Raw genomic sequence first — 16,642 nt, 5'->3', positions numbered from 1 at the left:
ACCCGGTCGGCGCCTCCCCGTACCCGGCGTACCCACCACCCATTCAATCGGGGAGACCTCATGCGGACCTGGATCACCGACACTGCCCGCGCCCTACTCGACAACCCGCCGCCCGGCGGGCCGGTGACGCTCGACGAAATCGCCGCCTGCTCCGGCATCACGCGCCACCACCTGCGGGCCTACTACAGCTCGGTCGACGCCATCACCGCCGACCACGCCGACGTCTCGGCGCGGCCTAGTACCCACCCAGGAAGGAGGTGCTGACGTTGCGCTGGAACAACCTGCACCTCCGCGGCATCGGCGCCGCACTCGGCGAGATCGTCGCCGTCGAGCAGCTCGGATCCGCCGGAAGCCAGCTCAGAATGACGACAAGCCAGCGCGCCGTCTCGATCGCGCGCAACACCACCGGAATGGACCTGGCAGTCCGCGCGGGCCGCAACGCCCTCGCCAGCATGGCCATGACCACCACCGGCCCGTTGCAAGCTCCCGATCTGCACTTTCACGCCGCGATCTGGCGCGGCAGCCGCGGCATCGACTTCTGGTCCCGTGCGGCCTACGTCCGCACCCGCCTCGGCCTCCCCGCTGGCCGCGGAATCGCCACGGAGCTCAACGCCATGAGCAACAGCCTCGTCGGCGGCATCGACATCTCCGCCCGCGTCCTCGCTGGCAGCCCCGACCTCGACACCGTCTTGCTCACAGGCGGCGAAACCTTCGGACAACCCGCCTTCGACCACCTCACCGCCGATCACGGCATCGCCTACGGCGACGGCGGCTCCGCCCTCATCCTCGGGCGCCTCCCCGGCCTCGCCCGCGTCATCGCCACCAGCTCCTACACCGATCCGACACTCGAACAACTTCACCGCGGGAACCACCGTTTCGCGCCCGCCGGTACCACCGAACTCGGTATCGAGCGCATCGGCGAACGTAAACGCCAGTACACCGACCTCGTCGGCGCAGCCTCGGTCACTCGCCGCAACCACGAGGGCGTCCACGCCGTCGCCAACGAAGCGCTCCGTGACGCCGAACTCGATCGCGATCAGCTGCTCTGGGTGCTCCTGCCGCATTACGGACGGCACCTGCTTGACACTCAGTGCCTGAAACCGCTCGGCATCACCGCTGACCGCACCCTCTGCCACGCCGGCGACCAGTGGGGCCACATCGGGCCCAACGACCAGATCATCGGCCTCACCCACCTGCTCGCCCGCGGCGCCGTCGCCCCCGGAGACCACGTCGCCCTCCTCGGCATCGGCATCGGCATGACCTGGACTGCCGCGATCCTCCGCATCGACACGGTGCCACCCGGCTTGGGCGTCCTCGCCCCGCCGCTGCGCTGGCCCTGGCGCGCACTCAGCGACGCGTCGAGCTGACCCGCAGGCCGAACCTCCGAGGACTCCCCCATGTCTGACACGTACATCCCATCGCGCCTCGACCAGGCACTCTTCGCCGCGCCGTTCATTGTCATCAACGCCGACAACGCCGCCCACACGATCACCCACAACCTCGACGACGCCGTGACCATCCTCAACACCGACGGTGCGGCACGAGCGATCGTCGGCACGCTCCGCCAACCACTCCTCGCCATCGACATCGACCCCGAGGACACCGACGCAGGGGAGGTCGTCGCCGAGCAACTGCTCCTCTGGGCCGACCACTACGGCCTGCCGTGCCTGCGCCGCGACTCCGGTCGCCCCGGCCACACCCACCTCGTCATCAAGACACCACCCTGCCTGCGCGAGGAGCTGCGGCTCGTCGTCCGCACCGTCGCCACCCGACAGAACGTCTCCGCCACGGTCCGCTCACCCCTCCGGCTCACCTCCTCGCCGCACCGGCACGGACTGCCCAGCCCGATCCTGAGCTGCACGCTGACGACGGCCGACGTTCCTCAAGACACCGAGTCCGGACCACGGCCCGCCGCGCGATGCCCCCGCCGACGAGGCAATTCCGGCGCCAGCCGATCCGAAGGCGAATACGGCCATGCTCTCGCCCTTGCCCGCGCTGGCCACAGCACCGCGCACGCCTGGGCCTTCGCCAACATGGCCGGCACCAAAGCCCGGGAGATCGGCCAAAAAGCCTGGCGACGATGGTTCTGGGCACCCGCCACCACAATCGCCGCGGCCGAACGCGGCCTCACCGAGCAGCAAGCTTGGGACCTGTTCCGCCAGGCATCTCCCACCCAAGCTGCCCACGTCGGCAAGGACGAATGGCGCCGCAGCCGCTGGTTACCCGCCCTCTGGGAAGCAGAAGATTGCAGGCCGCGCCGTCGTCGCCTTGGACCACGGCAGGCAACCGACCGCCAGTGCGAACCCGCGCCCCGCCGACTGCGACGGGTTCGGGCAGTGCTTCAAGCCGCCGTCGACAGACATCTGGAGGGCGAATTCGGCACCGCGAGCCGCACTGGCACGATTGCTGGCGTGCGAGTCGCAAGCTTGCGCGCAGCCCTTGACGCATTCGCGCACGCCGTCCTCGCCACACGAGGCTCTATCTCGATACGTCACTGGGCCGAGCGTGCAGGCCTCGATCCCAAGACCGTCCGACGAGCCCGAGACGCAGCTATCGCCCTGGGCATCCTCAAACGGGTGCATCGCTACGCCGGAGGAGACTCCGACTGCGACGCCTTCGCACCGGTCGAACATCGGAAGCCTAGAGCCAGCAGCGAATTAACTTCCCCCACTCTGTACACCCCCGTTCTAGGCAGCGCTGATGTATCCAGGCTTCAATGGCAACATCGCCTTGACCGAATCCAACGAAGCCGAATGCTCAGCGGAAGTCAGCAGCTTTCCCAGAAAAAGCCGATCCCGCCGGACGCTGACACCGAACCGTCGAGTTCGCCACATCAACACCAGCATGCCCTCCCCGCGGGATATGCTGAATTACGGGAGCGCAAATGGAAACCACACCGCGACAGAACGAAGGACTTACACCGTCACAACGATCGATCCGCGCACGCATTGCAGCACACGCATCGTGGGCACGAACAGCAAGTCGGACGGAACGAACTGCTTCGGCACGTAAGGCAGCGCTTGACCGGTTCGAACGACTCGTCGACCCTGACGGCAAGCTTGATGAAGCGACACGAAAGCAACGTGCAGATTCAGCTAAACGAGCCCACTTTCAACGACTTGCCCTGCTCAGCTCCCGAGCACGCCGCCGAGGCTCAGCCGACAACAGGTAGCCCACGTGGTCACCCACGCTGATCGTTGGCACAGGCGCGCACGATGCCGCCAATACCCGGGTCTGAACTGGTATTCCATTGAACCTGGCGAGGTCGCGGCGTGCCGTCGAATCTGCGCTTCATGCAGCGTACGAGCGCCGTGCCTCGCCGAAGCCTTCACTGAACGTGATCCCTGGGGCGTCTGGGGCGGCCTCACCCCAGACGAACGTGAGCAACTTGCCGGCCCAGACCACGTCCGGATTCTTCCCGCACACGGCACTAATCCACGCTACGCAAAGCACCGGTGCAGGTGCACCCTATGCCGGGCGGCTCACACAGCATACGAGCGAAACCGACGACATCGGAGGTGATCGCCGACGCGAGGCGACACGAACTCGCCGACACAATCGAGACCACGCATCCTTGAAGACATGCCACCTCCGATCACGCAGCTACGAGACACTTGGTGAAACGCCGCCTGTTCATGATCAACCTGCGACCCTCCTATTTGCCAACTTTCGCTCAGCTCCCACCAGCAGCTATACTGGTGTAGCACTGCGCTACGCCGTTCCCGCTTTGGGAGCGAAGGGTCGCAGGTTCAAATCCTGTCATCCCGACCGATGGGGCTGAGCCTGCGGGTTCAGCCCCTTGTATTCCAGGCGCACACCGAGGTCGGCGAGCACGTTGTGACTGCCTTCGAGGCGGGCCCGCCATCGTTCTTCGGGGGCGTCGGCCCAGTCCGCGAGGGACGCGTCGGGCGCGTCGCGCAACGCGGCGAGGCGAAGGGTGCGCCACTCGCGCCAGTCGTCGGGGGTGGCGACCCGGATCACCGCGCCCGGTCGGGCAGGCGGGGGCCTCACGACCGGGCGGAGTTTTCCCGCGCGCCGCCGAGGCGATCGTTCGTGCCACGAACCCGCCCCACGTCAGCCACCGCGGCCTCCCCCGCACTCCGCCTCTACCGACTGTACTTCTCGCGGCGGACCCGCCGACCGGTCATGTCCGGCCGGTCGGCGGGTCCGCCCACGAGGAGCGCTGTCATCCGGCGTTCGCGCTGAAGATGTCCGACGCGCCGCTCACCGCGACCGGACCGGCCATGCCGAAGTACGCGGTCAGCGTCGGCCCGGCGGCCGTCAGACCCGAGTAGTCGCCGAGGAAGTAGCCACCGGCGTCGGGTGCGGTCGTGTAGTCGAACGACGTCGTCGTCAGCCGCGTCTGGCCGTTCGCCGCCCAGCTCGCCGGGTTCGCGCAGTCACTCGTCAGGGAGTGGCAGTGCGCGATGTAGGCGTCGGTCAGGCCCGGCTGGGCGCCCGTGGCGTTCTGCAGGTCGTAGTAGGTCAGCCCGATCGTGCCGTCCGGGGTGACGTGGATCTGCGGGACGAACGCCGGGGTGCTGCCCGGCGACTGGTCGATCCGCACGGTCGGGCCCCAGGTGAGGCCGCCGTCGGTCGACTGGGCGAACGCGATCTTCGACGTCCCGGTGAACCGGGCGTCCTGCCACACCGCGTAGATCGCGCCGGTCACCGGGTTCACCGCGAACTCCGGCAGCTCGTCGCTGGAGCGCACGGGGTGCCCGGCGATGGACACCGACGCCACCTGCTGCGTGTCGATGCCGATCGCGCCCGACCAGTGCGCGCCACCGTCGGTGGAGCGGATGATCGCCGCGGTGTAGGTCGTGCCGCCCTTGCAGTGCTGGCCGCCGTGGGTGTACGGGCAGATGCCGCCCTTGTTGGTGATCAGGCTGAACCCGTCGATCAGCACGCCGGCGGCCGGCCCGGCGGTCGGCACGACGATCTCGTTGCCGATCGTCTGGTCCTGCGTGCCGGGGTCGAACACGACCCGGCCCGTGCTCCAGGTGGCGCCGGCGTCGCTCGTGCTGGAGAACAGCGTCGGCCCGCGGTAGGAGATGCTGTGGTTGAACGCGCTGGGGTTGGCGTGCGACTGCGGCGACACCAGCTGGTCCCACACCGCGTAGGCGCGGTTGGGCGCCACCGGGTCGGCGGTCACCGACTCCTTGTCGTTGAGCACCTGCGTCGAGGTGTCCAGCCGCGCGACGACCGGCGTCTGCCAGTGGTCGCCGCCGTCGAGGGACCGGCTGATCAGGATCGCGCTGGCGCCGCCGAACGCCGGCCCGTTCGCGTTGAACGAGTCGCTGATCGAGTAGACGACGGAGCCGTCGGCGGAGAACGACGTCCACGGGTCGGTGGCGCGCTGGAAGTAGCCGGGCGAACCGGGCGCGGCGCCCTCGCAGATGCTGAAGGCCGGCTGCTGGGCGGCCGGGGTCCAGGTGACGCCGCCGTCGCGCGAGACGACGTTCGTCAGGCCGTTGGACCCGCCGTCGTTCCACCGGTCCTGCTGAGCCGAGCCGACGAGGTGCCGCGGGTTCCGCGGGTTGGCGGCGACGTACGGCTCGACCTCCGACGCCGGGTAGTTGACACTGCCCTGCGCTTCCTGCTGGGCCACCAGCGCGGCGCAGTTAGCGCCCAGCGGGTGGTCGGGCACGAGGACCGGCGGCCCGGCGGCGAAGGTGGTGGCCATCGCGATCCCGGTCCCGGCCAGGACGGCGAAGAGCGCGGCTCCGGGCGGGAGCGCCCGGCGGGCCATGCGATGGGTGATCGAGGGCTTCATTGGCGACCTCATTTCCGGACGCGCGCAAGCCGCGAAAAGCCCGCGGCTCTTTTCGGCGCGGTGGTAGGTCGCGGCAGCCGTCCGGGTTGTTACAGCGGTTGTAGAAGAATCTCCGGACGCGGGTTTTCCTTGTGTGCCATGCACTTTCGCGAGACGGACGGGACTGGCCAAAAGGGACGTTGCGGGCATGCGCGTTACCGCAAGTACGGCACACGATCCTTTTCGGACCCGAGCAAGACCTGTCTCACTCCGCCACGAGCACCCAGTCGACGACCAGAACAGCCGAGTAGACCGCCAGCCCGGTGGCCAGGCCCAGCCAACGCAGCTGGGAACGTCGACCGAGGCGCGCGGCGATCGCCCACGCGAGAAGAACCGACACGGCCCAGCCCGCGAGCGGCAGCCACCACGCGGCGCTACATTCTACTTCCAGTAGTCACGCTGTCACCCACGACAGCGATCAACGCCAGGCCTTCCCGAGACGCTGTTGGTGCTAGGCCGCTTGCTTCTTCCGGGCCAGCTCCAACCCCGGCCCCTTCAACTGCTCATAAGCCGCCGGGCGATTCGTCAGCAGGAGCAAGAACGCCGATGCCGGGCCGCTGATCTCCGGGCCCTCTCCCACCGCCCAGTCCGCGTCCTCCGCCACCATGCGGACGCCCGCCAGTTGCTTGCGCGGGTTGAACGGGAACCTCAGCTTCCACAGGCTCCCCAACCCCGCCACCGCGTCCTCCGGGGGGATCTCCGCCTTGTGCCCGAAGACCAGCGCGATGTCCTGCGTGTGCGTCAGGACGTCCATGATCGTCGAGTCCGGGCCCGCTCCCGGGGCCGGGGGCACCTGGCGGGATGCCGCGTGCTCGCGCAGGCTCGCCACGATCTCCGCCGGCGGCTCGGCTCCCAGGCGCTTGCCCGACTCCAGGACCATGCGGTTGAAGTTTCCCCTGGCCCGCACGGCCTCGCGCAGCCAGTCCTTCACCCCGAACCGGGCGTTGCCCGCCAGGTGCGCCGCCACGTCGCGGACTCGCCACCCCTCGCACAGGGACTCGCGCTCCCAGTCCTCCGGCCGCAAGCCGTCCAGGAAGTCCGCCAGTCTCAGGCGGCCCTGCTCCACTCCGGACCACATCCGTGCCTTGTCCATGCGGGGTCCTTGCCTCGGAGGGAACGGCCGCGTTCGAGGATACGAGCGACGCTCACCTCGCGGTTGTTGCGGATTGCTCGCTCTGCAGCCACGCCCTCAGCGACTCGGCGATCAGGTGCGGCTGGTCCTCCGGGGTGTGGTGGCCCGCCGTCACCGGGTGGTGCGCCACCTTCAACGCCGCGAAGTTCGCCGCGCACCAGTCCACCATCGCTGGGGTCAGCATCGTGTCCGCCCCCGGGTCGAACGTGATCAGGAGCTTCGGAATCTCCGGTGTCGACGCCAGCCACGCGTCGAACGCCTCGATCCGCGACACCACCGCGGCCGGTTCGCCGCCCAACGGCATCGAACGCGCCCACCGCAGCAACGGCTTGCGCGACTCCTCAGTCGGATACATACCCTCGTATTCTGGCGGGACGAAACCGCCGATCATCGACTCGCCCACTCCCGGCGTCTTGATCGCGCGGAACACCTTCGCGCCCTCGGGCGGGAACTCCTCCCACGTCATCGGCTTCAGCACCGCCTCCGTGAACGCCAAGCCCCGCACTCGCGACGGGTGCCGTGACGCCCAGTCCGCCGCCAGTGCTCCTCCCCAGTCGTGGCCGATCAGCGTCACGTCGTCCAGCGCCAGCGCGTCGAACCACGCGTCCAGGTAGCGCACGTGGTCCTCGAACGAGTACTCGATGTCCGGCTTGCCGGACGCGCCCATGCCGATCAGGTCCGGCGCCAGCCTGCGACCCGGCATAGACGGCACTACGTTGCGCCACAAGTGGGACGACGTCGGGTTGCCGTGCAGGAACACCAGCGGGCGGCCCTCGCCCTCGTCCACATAGGACATCGTCGAATCCAGGACCTTCACTTGAACACCACCGCGTTGCGCTCCGCCCACTCCGCGAACCGGCGCGGCGGACGGCCCAGCACCCGCTCGACGTCCGGGCTCACCCTCCGCTCCTCCGCCGTCGGCGCGCCCAGGATGTCCAATGTCGACTCGGCGATTTCCGGCGGCATGAACCCCGTGAGCACCGCGCGTGCTTCCTCACGCGTCTGCTCGACGAACCGCACCGGCTCCCCCAGCGCCTCGCCGATCGCCGCCGCCTGTTCGCGGGGGCCGATCGGGGCCGGGCCCGTCAGGACGTACGTCTGCCCCACGTGCGCCGCGTCGACCAAGGCCCTGGCCGCCACCGCCGCGATGTCCGCCGGGTCGATCACCGGCAACGCCACCTCCGCGAACGGCGCCGCGATCGTCCGGCCGGTGCGGACGCTTTCCGCCCACTGGAACGCGTTCGACGCGAATCCGCCCGGGCGCAGGACCGTCCACTGCAGACCCGAGCCGCGCACCGCCCGCTCGTGACCGTCCGGATGACGGCCCGTGCCGACACCCTGCGACGACAGCAGCACGACCCGCTCGACACCCGCGTCGCGCGCTCGCTCCAGCACCGGTTCCAGCGCGCCGCGGAAGTCCGGCGGCACCATCAGGAACAGCGCCGTGACCCCGTCGAACGCCAAGTCGGCCAGATCTCCTTGCCGCGCCTGGACTCCCGGCGGCGCCTCCGCGATCCGGCGGGACACCGCCGTCACCTTCTCCCCGGCCGCCGCCAAGATCTGCACCAGCGGCGCTCCGACGTTTCCTGTCGCTCCCACAACCATGATCATGGGAAGGACGCTACCTTCCTGGGTATAGTAGGTACCTAGAGGAAAGTAATGGCTGGAGGCGCCGAAAGTGACCAGGACCACACCCGCACCCGAGCTGGCCTGCCCGATCGCCCCGGTGGTCGACATCGTCTTCAGCCGCTGGACGACGCCGATCCTGTGGACGCTCAACGAATACGGGCGGCAGCGGTTCGTCGAACTGGAACGCCGCATCACGACGATCACGCCGAAGGTGCTCACCCAGCGGCTGCGGCAGCTGGAGCGCGACGGTCTCGTCACCCGGACCTACCACGCCGAAGTGCCGCCGCGCGTCGAGTACGAGATCAGCGAGCTCGGCCGCAGCCTGGGTCCGCTGTTCGCCAGCCTCGCCGAGTGGTCACCCAACCTCGCGCAGGTCGAAGCCGCGCGAGCGGCTTACGACGCCCGCGGCTCCGCCAAGTAGTCCTCCGCGACGCCGTCAGGGCGAAACGTCCAGGTAGTCCAGGTTCGCCGGGCCGTCGGCGGTCGTCGCCGTCAGGCGGACCGTGTGCGGCCCCGCGGTCAAGCTCAGTGGCTTGGGCACCGTGCTCCACGCCGTCCACGCACCCGTCGGCGGGAACGCCACGCCGGTGGCGACCACCGCGCCGTCGATCGCGACGTCCACCGGGCGCGCCGCCGACGTGCCGTTCGCGTAGCCGAACGTGAGCGCCGACGCCGGTCCCGTCACCTGCCACTCGACGTAGCTGCCGACCGCGTTGGCGCCGTTCGCGAAGCCCGTCCCCGAGAAGCCCGCGTGGTTCGAGTCCACCGTGCCGCCCGCCGACAGCGAAGCCGACTCGGCCTCGTAGCGCACTCCGCCGGAGGACACGCGGTAAAGCACCGTCGCGTGCTCCGGCACCGACGCGCTGATCGTGCCCGACGTCGTCCGGATCGCCTTGCTCCACAAGTCTTTCAGCGTGTACGACGGCGCCGCGCCGATCCCGGTCGCCGCCGCGGTGGTGGTGATCGTCGCCGTCGTCGTGGTTTCGTTGGACAGCGCCACCGCGCGGTCGCCGTTCGCCAGCACCTTGCTGTAGACGACCAGCCCGCCTTCCGCGCGCAGCACGGTCGCCTGCTTGCCCAGCGGGTCCTGGTCGAGCGCGATCACATCGGTGTTCTTCAGGATCGCGAAGCTGTCGTCGGACGCCTTCCGCAGGTCACTGCCGATCAGCAGCGGCGCCGCCATCATCGCCCACAGGCTGAAGTGCGTGCGGTACTCCGTCGCCGTCATGCCGCCGTTGCCGACCTCCAGCATGTCCGGGTCGTTCCAGTGCCCCGGACCCGCGTACTTCGCGAGCCCGCGGTTGGCCTGTGCCTTGCCGATCATGCTCGACCACTTGTCGGAGATGTCACCGGTGGTGCGCCACAGGTTCCCGACCGGCGCCGCCCACGTCCACGGCTGGTTCTGGCCCCATTCGCAGATCGAGTACGCGATCGGGCGGCCCGACTTCGCGAGCGCGTCCCGCATCGCCTTGTACCGCTGCTGCGCGTCGACGCCCTGGTTGTTGCAGTTGTCGTACTTCAGGTAGTCGACGCCCCAGGACGCGAACCGGTTCGCGTCCTGCTGCTCGTGGCCCAGTGCGCCGGGGAAACCCGCTTTGTTGCAGGTCTTGGTGCCCGCGCTGGTGTAGATCCCGAACTTCAGGCCCTTCGAGTGCACGTAATCGGCGAGAGCCTTGATGCCGTGGGGAAAGCGCGCCGGATCCGGGACCAGGTCGCCCGCCGAGTCTCGGCTCGGCAGCGCCCAGCAGTCGTCGATGTTGACGTAGGTGTAGCCCGCCTCCTTCAGGCCCTTGCTCACGAAGATGTCGGCGATGCCCTTGATCATCGCCTCGTCGAACTCGGCGCGGCAGTGCGTCGAGTTCCAGTTGTTGAAGCCCATCGGCGGTGTGCGCAGCAGCCCGTTCTCGAGGGCCTGCGCTTCGGGCTGGGACAGAACGAGGCCACTGGCCGCCAAGACGATCACGGCCAGCGCACCCTTGGTCCGGCGCAAGACAGACATGCGTACTCCCGGTGGAGACGTCGGAGGTCTACACCGGTTAGTAAAGAGTCCTGCCTAACCTGCGGTCAAGGGATCGTGTATCAGATATGAAATTCGGTTTCCGCTGGCCGGGACGCTACTCGGTCACCTGCCGAGCCGTCGCCATCGCGCGTTCGGTCTCCCAGAACGCCCGCATCGAGCGGATCAGCCCGTCCTCGCCGACGCGGTAGACGAACACGCCGTCGGTGTCGACGCGGTAGCCGCCCGGCAGGTACGTCGTGATCGTGCCGACGTTGGCGCATTCGTCGCCCGCCGCGTGCGAATCGCGGATCGTGAACTCGAAGCGCTCGACGTTGGCGATCGTCTTGTCCCAGAACGCGCTGATCCCCTCGGGGCCGTGGTGCCCCTTGCCCTCCTCGTCGAAGAACGACGGCCCGACCGGGTCTTCCACGACAGCATCACTGGCGAACAGCGCCAGCCAGGCCTGTTTGTCCCCGCCGTCACGGCGGTCATCGAAGCCAGCGCCGCGCGCCGCGCCGGCGGCTGCTCCTTTTCGGTGTCCCAGCTGACCTGCACGCCCATGCCCGTCACTCCTCGAACTTCGCGATGATCTCGGCCCCGAACTTGCGGATCGCTTCGAGCTTCGGCTCGACCGGCGCGTCGAACCCGACGCCGTCGAACACCCACGGCATCGTGATGATGTCGGTGACGCCCACCTCGGCCTGCTCGCGGTAGCCGTCGAGGCCGAACCGGTCGATGCAGACCGCCTGGTACTCGAACGGGTCGTCGGCGCGGCCGCGCTCGGCCAGCAGCTCCTTGAGCCGGGCGATCGTGTCGCGCAGCTCCTCGAGCTTCATCATCGCCGAGGACCAGCCGTCGGCGACGCGGGCCGCGCGCTTCAGCGCCACCTCGGTGTGACCGCCGATGTAGAACGGCACCCGCGACGGCGGCGCCGGGCTCATCTGGATCTTGTCGAAGTCGTAGAACTCGCCGTGGTACTCGACCATGCCGCCGTCGAGGATCAACCGGAGCACGTCGATGGCCTCGTCGACGCGCTTGCCGCGCCGCTCGAACGGCACGCCGCAGTACTCGAACTCCTGCGGCAGCCAGCCAACGCCGAGCCCGAGGCCGAACCGGCCGCCGGTGAGCACGCTCGCCGAGCCGACCTGGCGCGCCAGCAGCACCGGGTTGCGCGAGCCGAGCTTCAGCACCGACGTGTAGAAGTGGATCCGGCTGGTGACCGCCCCCATCGACGCGGTCGCGACGAGCGGGTCCACCCACGGGGTGTCCGCGGTCCAGAACCGGCTGCCGTCGGGGGTGTACGGGTAGTCCGTGTCCACCGTTTCGGCGTAGAAGAGCGAGTCCGGCAGGGCGATGGAGGCGAAGCCGGCCTCTTCGGCGGCCCGGGCGAGCTCGCCCAGCTGATCGAGGGGGTTCATCGCGATCGACAGGGTGAACTTCATGCGTCGAACTATAACGTGTTCTAGTTTCTTCGGCCAGGTCTGACGGTGTGCCGGATCACCTGCCGGGAACCCACCGCGTAGCGTCCGCGTTGTCCGAATCAGAAGGTGACTTCCGGTCACCCGGCCCCGAACTTCTGGGAGTGGTCCATGGGCACCGCGATCTTCCTGATCGTGCTCGTCGTCGTGATCGTCGGTGGCGGCCTGTATTTCTCGCGGCAGCGCGCCGCGGCCCGGCAGCGGGAGCTGGACGACGCCAAGGCCGACGCCCGGCGCCTCGTCGAGCGGCTCGGCGGTCAGGTGCTGAACCTGAACGGCAACGACACCGCGTCGATGCAGGCGATGGCCGACGCGAGCGAGCGCTACAACGCGGCGGGCTCCCAGCTGGAGCAGGCCCGCACCATCGAGCAGGCCCGGCTGGTCAAGGAGACCGCCGTCGAGGGCCTCTACTACGTCCGCGCCGCGCGCGTGGCGATGGGCATGGACCCCGGCCCGCAGCTGCCGGAGGAGGCCGAGCGCGAGCGGGCGGGCAAGGTCACCGAGCGCCGCGACGTCGACGTCGAGGGCCAGCACTACTCCGCGTCGCCCGAGCCGGGCCAGGACACGCCGTACTACTACCCCGGCGGCCGCGTCGCCGGGCGTCCGGTGCCGCAGGGCTGGTACAGCGAGCCGTGGTGGAAGCCCGCGCTCGTCGCCGGTGCCTGGGGTCTCGGGTCGATGTTCCTGTTCAGTGCGATGTTCTCCGGCATGAGCGGCATCGCGAGCGCCTCGGCCTGGGAGTCGGGCTACGACGCGGGCCAGCAGGACGCGCTGGAGTCGGGCGACATGGGCGGCGACGGCGGCGGTGACGCCGGAGGCGACTTCGGTGGCGACGGCGGCGACATGGGCGGCGGCGACTGGGGCGGCGGCGACTGGGGCGGCGGCGGATTCGACGGCGGAGGTTTCGACGGCGGCGGCTTCGACTTCTGACCGCCCAGCTTCAAGCGCCCCAAGGCGGCCTTGGTTGCGTCTCACGCACCGAAGGCCGCCTTGGTTGCGTCTGACGCACCGAAGGCCACATTGGGGCGCTTGGGGTCAGGCGGGCTGGCAGGTGGGGCACCAGTAGAGCTTGCGGCCCACCAGCTCCGCCGTCGCCACCGGCGTTCCGCACACCAGGCACGGCTCTCCCGCCCGGCGGTAGACGTACACCTCGCCGCCGTGGCGGTCGACGCGGGCCGCGCGGCCCATCGCTTCCGGCAGGTGCTCCGGCCGGACCGTGTCGATCCGGCCCACGCGGACCCCGGCGCGCATCAACGTCACCAGGTCCGCCCACATGGCGTCCCACAGCTCCCGGTCCAGCGCCCGCCCCGGCGTGCGGGGTGCGACGCCGTGGCGGAACAGCACTTCGGCCCGGTACACGTTGCCGACCCCGGCCAGCACCGCCTGGTCCATCAGCAACGCCGCGATCGACGTCTTCGAGCGCGAGATGCGGTCCCACGCCCGCTCGGGTTTCGCGTCGCGGCGCAACGGGTCCGGCCCGAGACGCGCCTTGATCGCGTCGACCTGGGACACGTCCAGCAGCTCGCACTTCGTCGGCCCGCGCAGGTCCGTCCAGTGCGTCCGGCCCGCCAGCCGCAGCCGGACCTGGCCCACCGGCTCCGGCGCGGGCAGCGGCGACTCGCCGAAGATCCCGTACAGCCCGAGGTGGATGTGGACGATCCCGTGTGGACCGTAGTCGTGGAAGAGGTGCTTCCCGTACGCCTCCGCGCCGACGAACACGCGGCCGTCCAAACGGGACGCTTCGGCGGCGAAGCGGCCCTGCGGGCTGCTCACCTCGACCGGGGCGCCGGCGAACCGGCGCTTGTGCAGCCGCGCGAGCCGGTGGAGCGTGTGCCCCTCGGGCATCAGGCCTCCGGCAACGCCGGCGGGGTCCCGGTGCGCTCGTAGTCGAGCAGCTGCTGCACGCGACGCGCGTGGCGCTCCTCCGGCGAAACCTCCGTCGCGAGGAAGGCCTCGACGATCTCGGTCGCTTCCTCGGCGGTGTGCATCCGGGCGCCGACGCCGATCAGCTGGGCGTGGTTGTGCTCGCGGCACAGCTTGGCGGTCTCGACGCTCCAGGCCAGGCCCGCCCGCGCGCCCGGCACCTTGTTCGCGGCGATCTGCTCGCCGTTGCCGGAGCCGCCGACGACGATGCCGCGGCTGCCTTCGTCGGCCACCACGCGCAGCGCCGTCTCGACGCAGAACGCCGGGTAGTCGTCGGCCGCGTCGTAGACGTGCGGACCGATGTCGGTGACCTCGTGGCCCTGCTTCTCCAGGTGAGCCACCAGGTGGTTCTTCAGCTCGAAACCGGCATGGTCGGATCCCAAGTAGACACGCACGGCTGGGAGTCTGCCACCACGGCCGGTTTCGGGCATGCTCCGGGGGTGGGCATCTGGGAGCAATCGGGGCACGACGTGCGGCTCGACTGGGGCGGCGAAGGCGTCGCCGCGCTCGGCCGCGAATGCGCCGTGCTGGTCGTCGTCGACGTGCTTTCCTTCAGCACCACCACGGATCTCGTGGTCGGGCGCGGCGGGCGCGTGCTGCCGGTGCGGTGGCGCGACGAACGCGGGATCGCCCTCGCACGGGCGGCGGGCGCGACCATCGCGGGCGAGGGCGCGTTCACCCTCAGGCCGTCTTCTGTGACGGAAATCCCTCCGGCGACGCTGCTCGCGCTCCCCTCGCCCAACGGCGCCACCCTCTGCGACGCCGCCGCGGCCACCGGCGCCCACGTGCTCGCGGGCTGCCTGCGCAACGCCTCCGCCGTCGCCGCGAAAGCGCACGGGTTCGGCGGGCCCGTCGGCCTGGTCGCGGCCGGGGAACGCTGGGGCGTGAACATCTTCGGCGACGGCGAGACGTTCGGGCCGCTGCGCCCGTGCGTCGAGGACCAGGTGGGCGCGGGCGCGATCGCCGCCGCGCTGGCCCGGCTGGGCCGGTCGCTTTCGCCGGAAGCCGCGCTCGCCGCGCGGTCCGTCGACGTCACGGCGCTGGCGGAGTGCGTGTCCGGGCGCGAACTGACCGAATCGGGCCACGGCCGCGACGTCGCCCTGGCCGCGCGGCTCGACGTGAGCGACGCTGTTCCCGTCCTGAACGAAGGAGTACTGGCATGACCGGCCGCTGGATCGACGTCGCCGAAGGCGTGCACGCACGCCGCTACGAGGAGCTGGACCTGACCGTCGGGCTGGTCGTCGGGGCCGAGCGCTGCCTGGTCGTCGACACCCGCGGCGACCTGGAGCAGGGCGCCGAACTGGCGGCGGCGATCCGCGAGAAGACGCCGCTGCCGTGGACCGTCGTCTACACGCACGCCCACTTCGACCACGCCTGGGGCACCGAGGCGTTCCTGCCGTGCGAGGTCTGGGCGCACGAACGCTGCGCCGCCGAGCTGGCCGAGCACGCCGAGGCCGACCGCGCCAAGTGGGTCGCCCACTACCGCGGCGAGGGCAAGCCCGAGATCGCCGAGGCCATCGCGCGCACCACCGTCGCCGCGCCGGACCACACGTTCACCGGGCGCGTCGAGGTCGACCTCGGCGGCCGCGCCGCGGTGCTGCTGCACCCCGGCCCGGCGCACACCGGCCACGACGTCGTCGTGCACGTCCCCGACGCGGGCGTCGTGTTCGCCGGTGACGTCGTCGAGCACGCCGAAGCCGGGTTCAGCGCGTTCTCGTTCAGCGACGAGACCGACCTGACCGCCTGGCCGGACGCGCTCGACGCGATCCTCGCTCTCGACCCACGCGTCGTCGTCCCCGGCCACGGCGACCCGGTCGACGCGGCCTTCGTCCGTTACCACCGCGACGGCCTGCACGAGCTGATCTCGCTCAAGGCGGGCCTCGGCCGCGGCGAAACGACCGAAGTCGCCGCCGTGGCCGCGTCCCGCTACCCCAGTGACGTCACCCTGGCCGCCCTGGCGACGCCTTAGTCGAAGTTCAGCTCGCCCGTCCGGGTGCGCTTCAGCTCGAAGAAGTCCGGGTAGCTCGCCAGCGCGACCGCGCCGTCGAACACCTTGAGCGCGTCCTCGCCGCGCGGGATGGAGCTCAGCACCGGGCCGAAGAACGCCACGCCGTCGATGTGGATCGTCGGCGTGCCCACGTCCTGGCCGACCGGGTCCATGCCCTCGTGGTGGCTCTTCTTCAGCGCCTCGTCGTACTCGGTCGAGTTCGCCGCGTCGTAGAGCTCCGGCGGCGCGCCGATCGCCTCGAGGGCCTGCTTGATGACCTCGTCGCGGTCCTTGTTGCCCTGGTTGTGGTAGCGGGTGCCGAACTCGGTGTAGTAGTCCCGCAGCATCTCTTCGCCCTTGAGCTGCGACAGCGCGACGGCCACGCGCACCGGGCCCCAGCCCTTCGACAGCAGCTCCTTGTACTGCTCCGGCAGCTCGTCGCGGCCCTCGTTCAGCACCGACAGGCTCATGATCCGGAAGCGCAGGTCCAGGTTGCGGTGCTTCTCCACCTCGAGGATCCAGCGCGAGGTGATCCACGCGAACGGGCAGATCGGGTCGAAGTAGAAGTCGACCTTCGTGGGCTGCTCGGCAGCGGTCATCAGGGCACTCCTGTGCGAAGTCGGGTCACGTCGTGCGGGGGATTCCCCCACACAGCGGCCAACACCGCCGGACGCGGGCT

The 16,642-nt window shown here is 69.9% G+C and carries 19 protein-coding genes and 1 pseudogene; 8 read left to right on the top strand and 12 right to left on the bottom strand.

From position 1 onward, the window contains the following. Positions 1-60: 60 nt before the first annotated feature. The 4 genes from QP939_RS28210 to QP939_RS51880 are packed head-to-tail and all read left to right on the top strand — an operon-like array spanning position 61 to position 3,522. Complete coding sequence (locus QP939_RS28210) at positions 61-264, top strand: helix-turn-helix domain-containing protein (RefSeq protein ID WP_285449232.1); 204 nt, start codon at positions 61-63, stop codon at positions 262-264. Then, positions 258-1,367, top strand: a complete 1,110-nt coding sequence (locus QP939_RS28205; protein ID WP_285449231.1) for a 3-oxoacyl-[acyl-carrier-protein] synthase III C-terminal domain-containing protein — start codon at positions 258-260, stop codon at positions 1,365-1,367. Before QP939_RS28210 ends, QP939_RS28205 begins: the two co-directional genes overlap by 7 nt. A 30-nt stretch (positions 1,368-1,397) precedes the next feature. Then, positions 1,398-3,194 (top strand): hypothetical protein, encoded by a 1,797-nt coding sequence (locus QP939_RS28200; RefSeq protein WP_285449230.1) that lies wholly within the window; start codon positions 1,398-1,400, stop codon positions 3,192-3,194. After that, positions 3,178-3,522, top strand: coding sequence for a WhiB family transcriptional regulator (locus QP939_RS51880; RefSeq protein ID WP_352247618.1), 345 nt, complete (start codon positions 3,178-3,180; stop codon positions 3,520-3,522). The genes QP939_RS28200 and QP939_RS51880 overlap by 17 nt, the downstream gene beginning before the upstream one ends. Positions 3,523-3,759: 237 nt before the next feature. Here the strand turns inward: QP939_RS51880 and QP939_RS28195 are convergent, their stop codons facing one another. From QP939_RS28195 to QP939_RS28170, 6 genes are all read right to left on the bottom strand, one after another. Continuing rightward, positions 3,760-4,011, bottom strand: coding sequence for a hypothetical protein (locus tag QP939_RS28195; RefSeq protein WP_285449229.1), 252 nt, complete (start codon positions 4,009-4,011; stop codon positions 3,760-3,762). Between the two features lie 175 nt (positions 4,012-4,186). Further along, positions 4,187-5,776, bottom strand: a complete 1,590-nt coding sequence (locus QP939_RS28190; protein ID WP_285449228.1) for a sialidase family protein — start codon at positions 5,774-5,776, stop codon at positions 4,187-4,189. A gap of 244 nt (positions 5,777-6,020) precedes the next feature. Beyond that, on the bottom strand, positions 6,021-6,155 hold the full coding sequence (locus tag QP939_RS28185) for a hypothetical protein (protein ID WP_285449227.1): 135 nt from the start codon (positions 6,153-6,155) through the stop codon (positions 6,021-6,023). Positions 6,156-6,266: 111 nt separating this feature from the next. Beyond that, complete coding sequence (locus tag QP939_RS28180; protein ID WP_285449226.1) at positions 6,267-6,908, bottom strand: maleylpyruvate isomerase family mycothiol-dependent enzyme; 642 nt, start codon at positions 6,906-6,908, stop codon at positions 6,267-6,269. Positions 6,909-6,960: 52 nt separating this feature from the next. Then, positions 6,961-7,764 carry an alpha/beta fold hydrolase gene (locus tag QP939_RS28175; RefSeq protein ID WP_285449225.1) on the bottom strand — a complete coding sequence of 268 codons (804 nt, stop codon included), beginning with the start codon at positions 7,762-7,764 and terminating at the stop codon, positions 6,961-6,963. After that, entirely contained in the window at positions 7,761-8,558 is a 798-nt protein-coding gene (locus tag QP939_RS28170) for an NAD(P)H-binding protein (RefSeq protein ID WP_285449224.1), read from the bottom strand. The genes QP939_RS28175 and QP939_RS28170 overlap by 4 nt, the downstream gene beginning before the upstream one ends. Positions 8,559-8,625: 67 nt before the next feature. Between QP939_RS28170 and QP939_RS28165 the strand changes: the two genes are divergently transcribed. Further along, positions 8,626-8,997, top strand: a complete 372-nt coding sequence (locus QP939_RS28165; RefSeq protein ID WP_285449223.1) for a winged helix-turn-helix transcriptional regulator — start codon at positions 8,626-8,628, stop codon at positions 8,995-8,997. Positions 8,998-9,012: 15 nt separating this feature from the next. On the opposite strand, the gene QP939_RS28160 is transcribed toward QP939_RS28165, so the two are convergent. From QP939_RS28160 to QP939_RS28150, 3 genes and pseudogenes are all read right to left on the bottom strand, one after another. Beyond that, on the bottom strand, positions 9,013-10,575 hold the full coding sequence (locus QP939_RS28160) for a carbohydrate-binding protein (RefSeq protein ID WP_285449222.1): 1,563 nt from the start codon (positions 10,573-10,575) through the stop codon (positions 9,013-9,015). Positions 10,576-10,690: 115 nt separating this feature from the next. Further along, a pseudogene (locus QP939_RS28155) lies at positions 10,691-11,136 on the bottom strand (nuclear transport factor 2 family protein). 5 nt (positions 11,137-11,141) lie between these two features. Then, positions 11,142-12,017, bottom strand: a complete 876-nt coding sequence (locus QP939_RS28150; protein WP_285449221.1) for a TIGR03619 family F420-dependent LLM class oxidoreductase — start codon at positions 12,015-12,017, stop codon at positions 11,142-11,144. A 147-nt stretch (positions 12,018-12,164) separates the two neighbouring features. On the opposite strand from QP939_RS28150, the gene QP939_RS28145 reads away from it, so the two are divergent. Then, positions 12,165-12,983 carry a hypothetical protein gene (locus tag QP939_RS28145; protein ID WP_285449220.1) on the top strand — a complete coding sequence of 273 codons (819 nt, stop codon included), beginning with the start codon at positions 12,165-12,167 and terminating at the stop codon, positions 12,981-12,983. Positions 12,984-13,088: 105 nt separating this feature from the next. Here the strand turns inward: QP939_RS28145 and QP939_RS28140 are convergent, their stop codons facing one another. Together QP939_RS28140 and QP939_RS28135 are read right to left on the bottom strand one after the other, a co-directional pair. Then, a complete protein-coding gene (locus QP939_RS28140; RefSeq protein WP_285449219.1) occupies positions 13,089-13,898 on the bottom strand; it encodes an Fpg/Nei family DNA glycosylase in 810 nt (269 codons plus the stop codon). Continuing rightward, the gene (locus tag QP939_RS28135; RefSeq protein WP_125314872.1) at positions 13,898-14,371 is read right to left on the bottom strand and encodes a ribose-5-phosphate isomerase; all 474 of its coding nucleotides are present in this window, start codon (positions 14,369-14,371) and stop codon (positions 13,898-13,900) included. The genes QP939_RS28140 and QP939_RS28135 overlap by 1 nt, the downstream gene beginning before the upstream one ends. Positions 14,372-14,416: 45 nt before the next feature. On the opposite strand from QP939_RS28135, the gene QP939_RS28130 reads away from it, so the two are divergent. Next, a complete protein-coding gene (locus QP939_RS28130) occupies positions 14,417-15,139 on the top strand; it encodes a 2-phosphosulfolactate phosphatase (protein ID WP_434219579.1) in 723 nt (240 codons plus the stop codon). Next, the gene (locus QP939_RS28125) at positions 15,136-15,945 is read left to right on the top strand and encodes an MBL fold metallo-hydrolase (protein WP_285449218.1); all 810 of its coding nucleotides are present in this window, start codon (positions 15,136-15,138) and stop codon (positions 15,943-15,945) included. Before QP939_RS28130 ends, QP939_RS28125 begins: the two co-directional genes overlap by 4 nt. On the opposite strand, the gene QP939_RS28120 is transcribed toward QP939_RS28125, so the two are convergent. After that, complete coding sequence (locus QP939_RS28120; protein ID WP_285449217.1) at positions 15,942-16,562, bottom strand: mycothiol-dependent nitroreductase Rv2466c family protein; 621 nt, start codon at positions 16,560-16,562, stop codon at positions 15,942-15,944. The genes QP939_RS28125 and QP939_RS28120 overlap by 4 nt on opposite strands. Positions 16,563-16,642: the final 80 nt, after the last annotated feature.

The sequence above is a fragment of the Amycolatopsis nalaikhensis genome (assembly GCF_030264295.1).
Classification (GTDB): Bacteria; Actinomycetota; Actinomycetes; order Mycobacteriales; family Pseudonocardiaceae; genus Amycolatopsis; species Amycolatopsis nalaikhensis.
The sequence above is the reverse complement of the archived record's forward strand: the minus strand, read 5'-3'. Positions and strand labels throughout refer to the sequence as shown.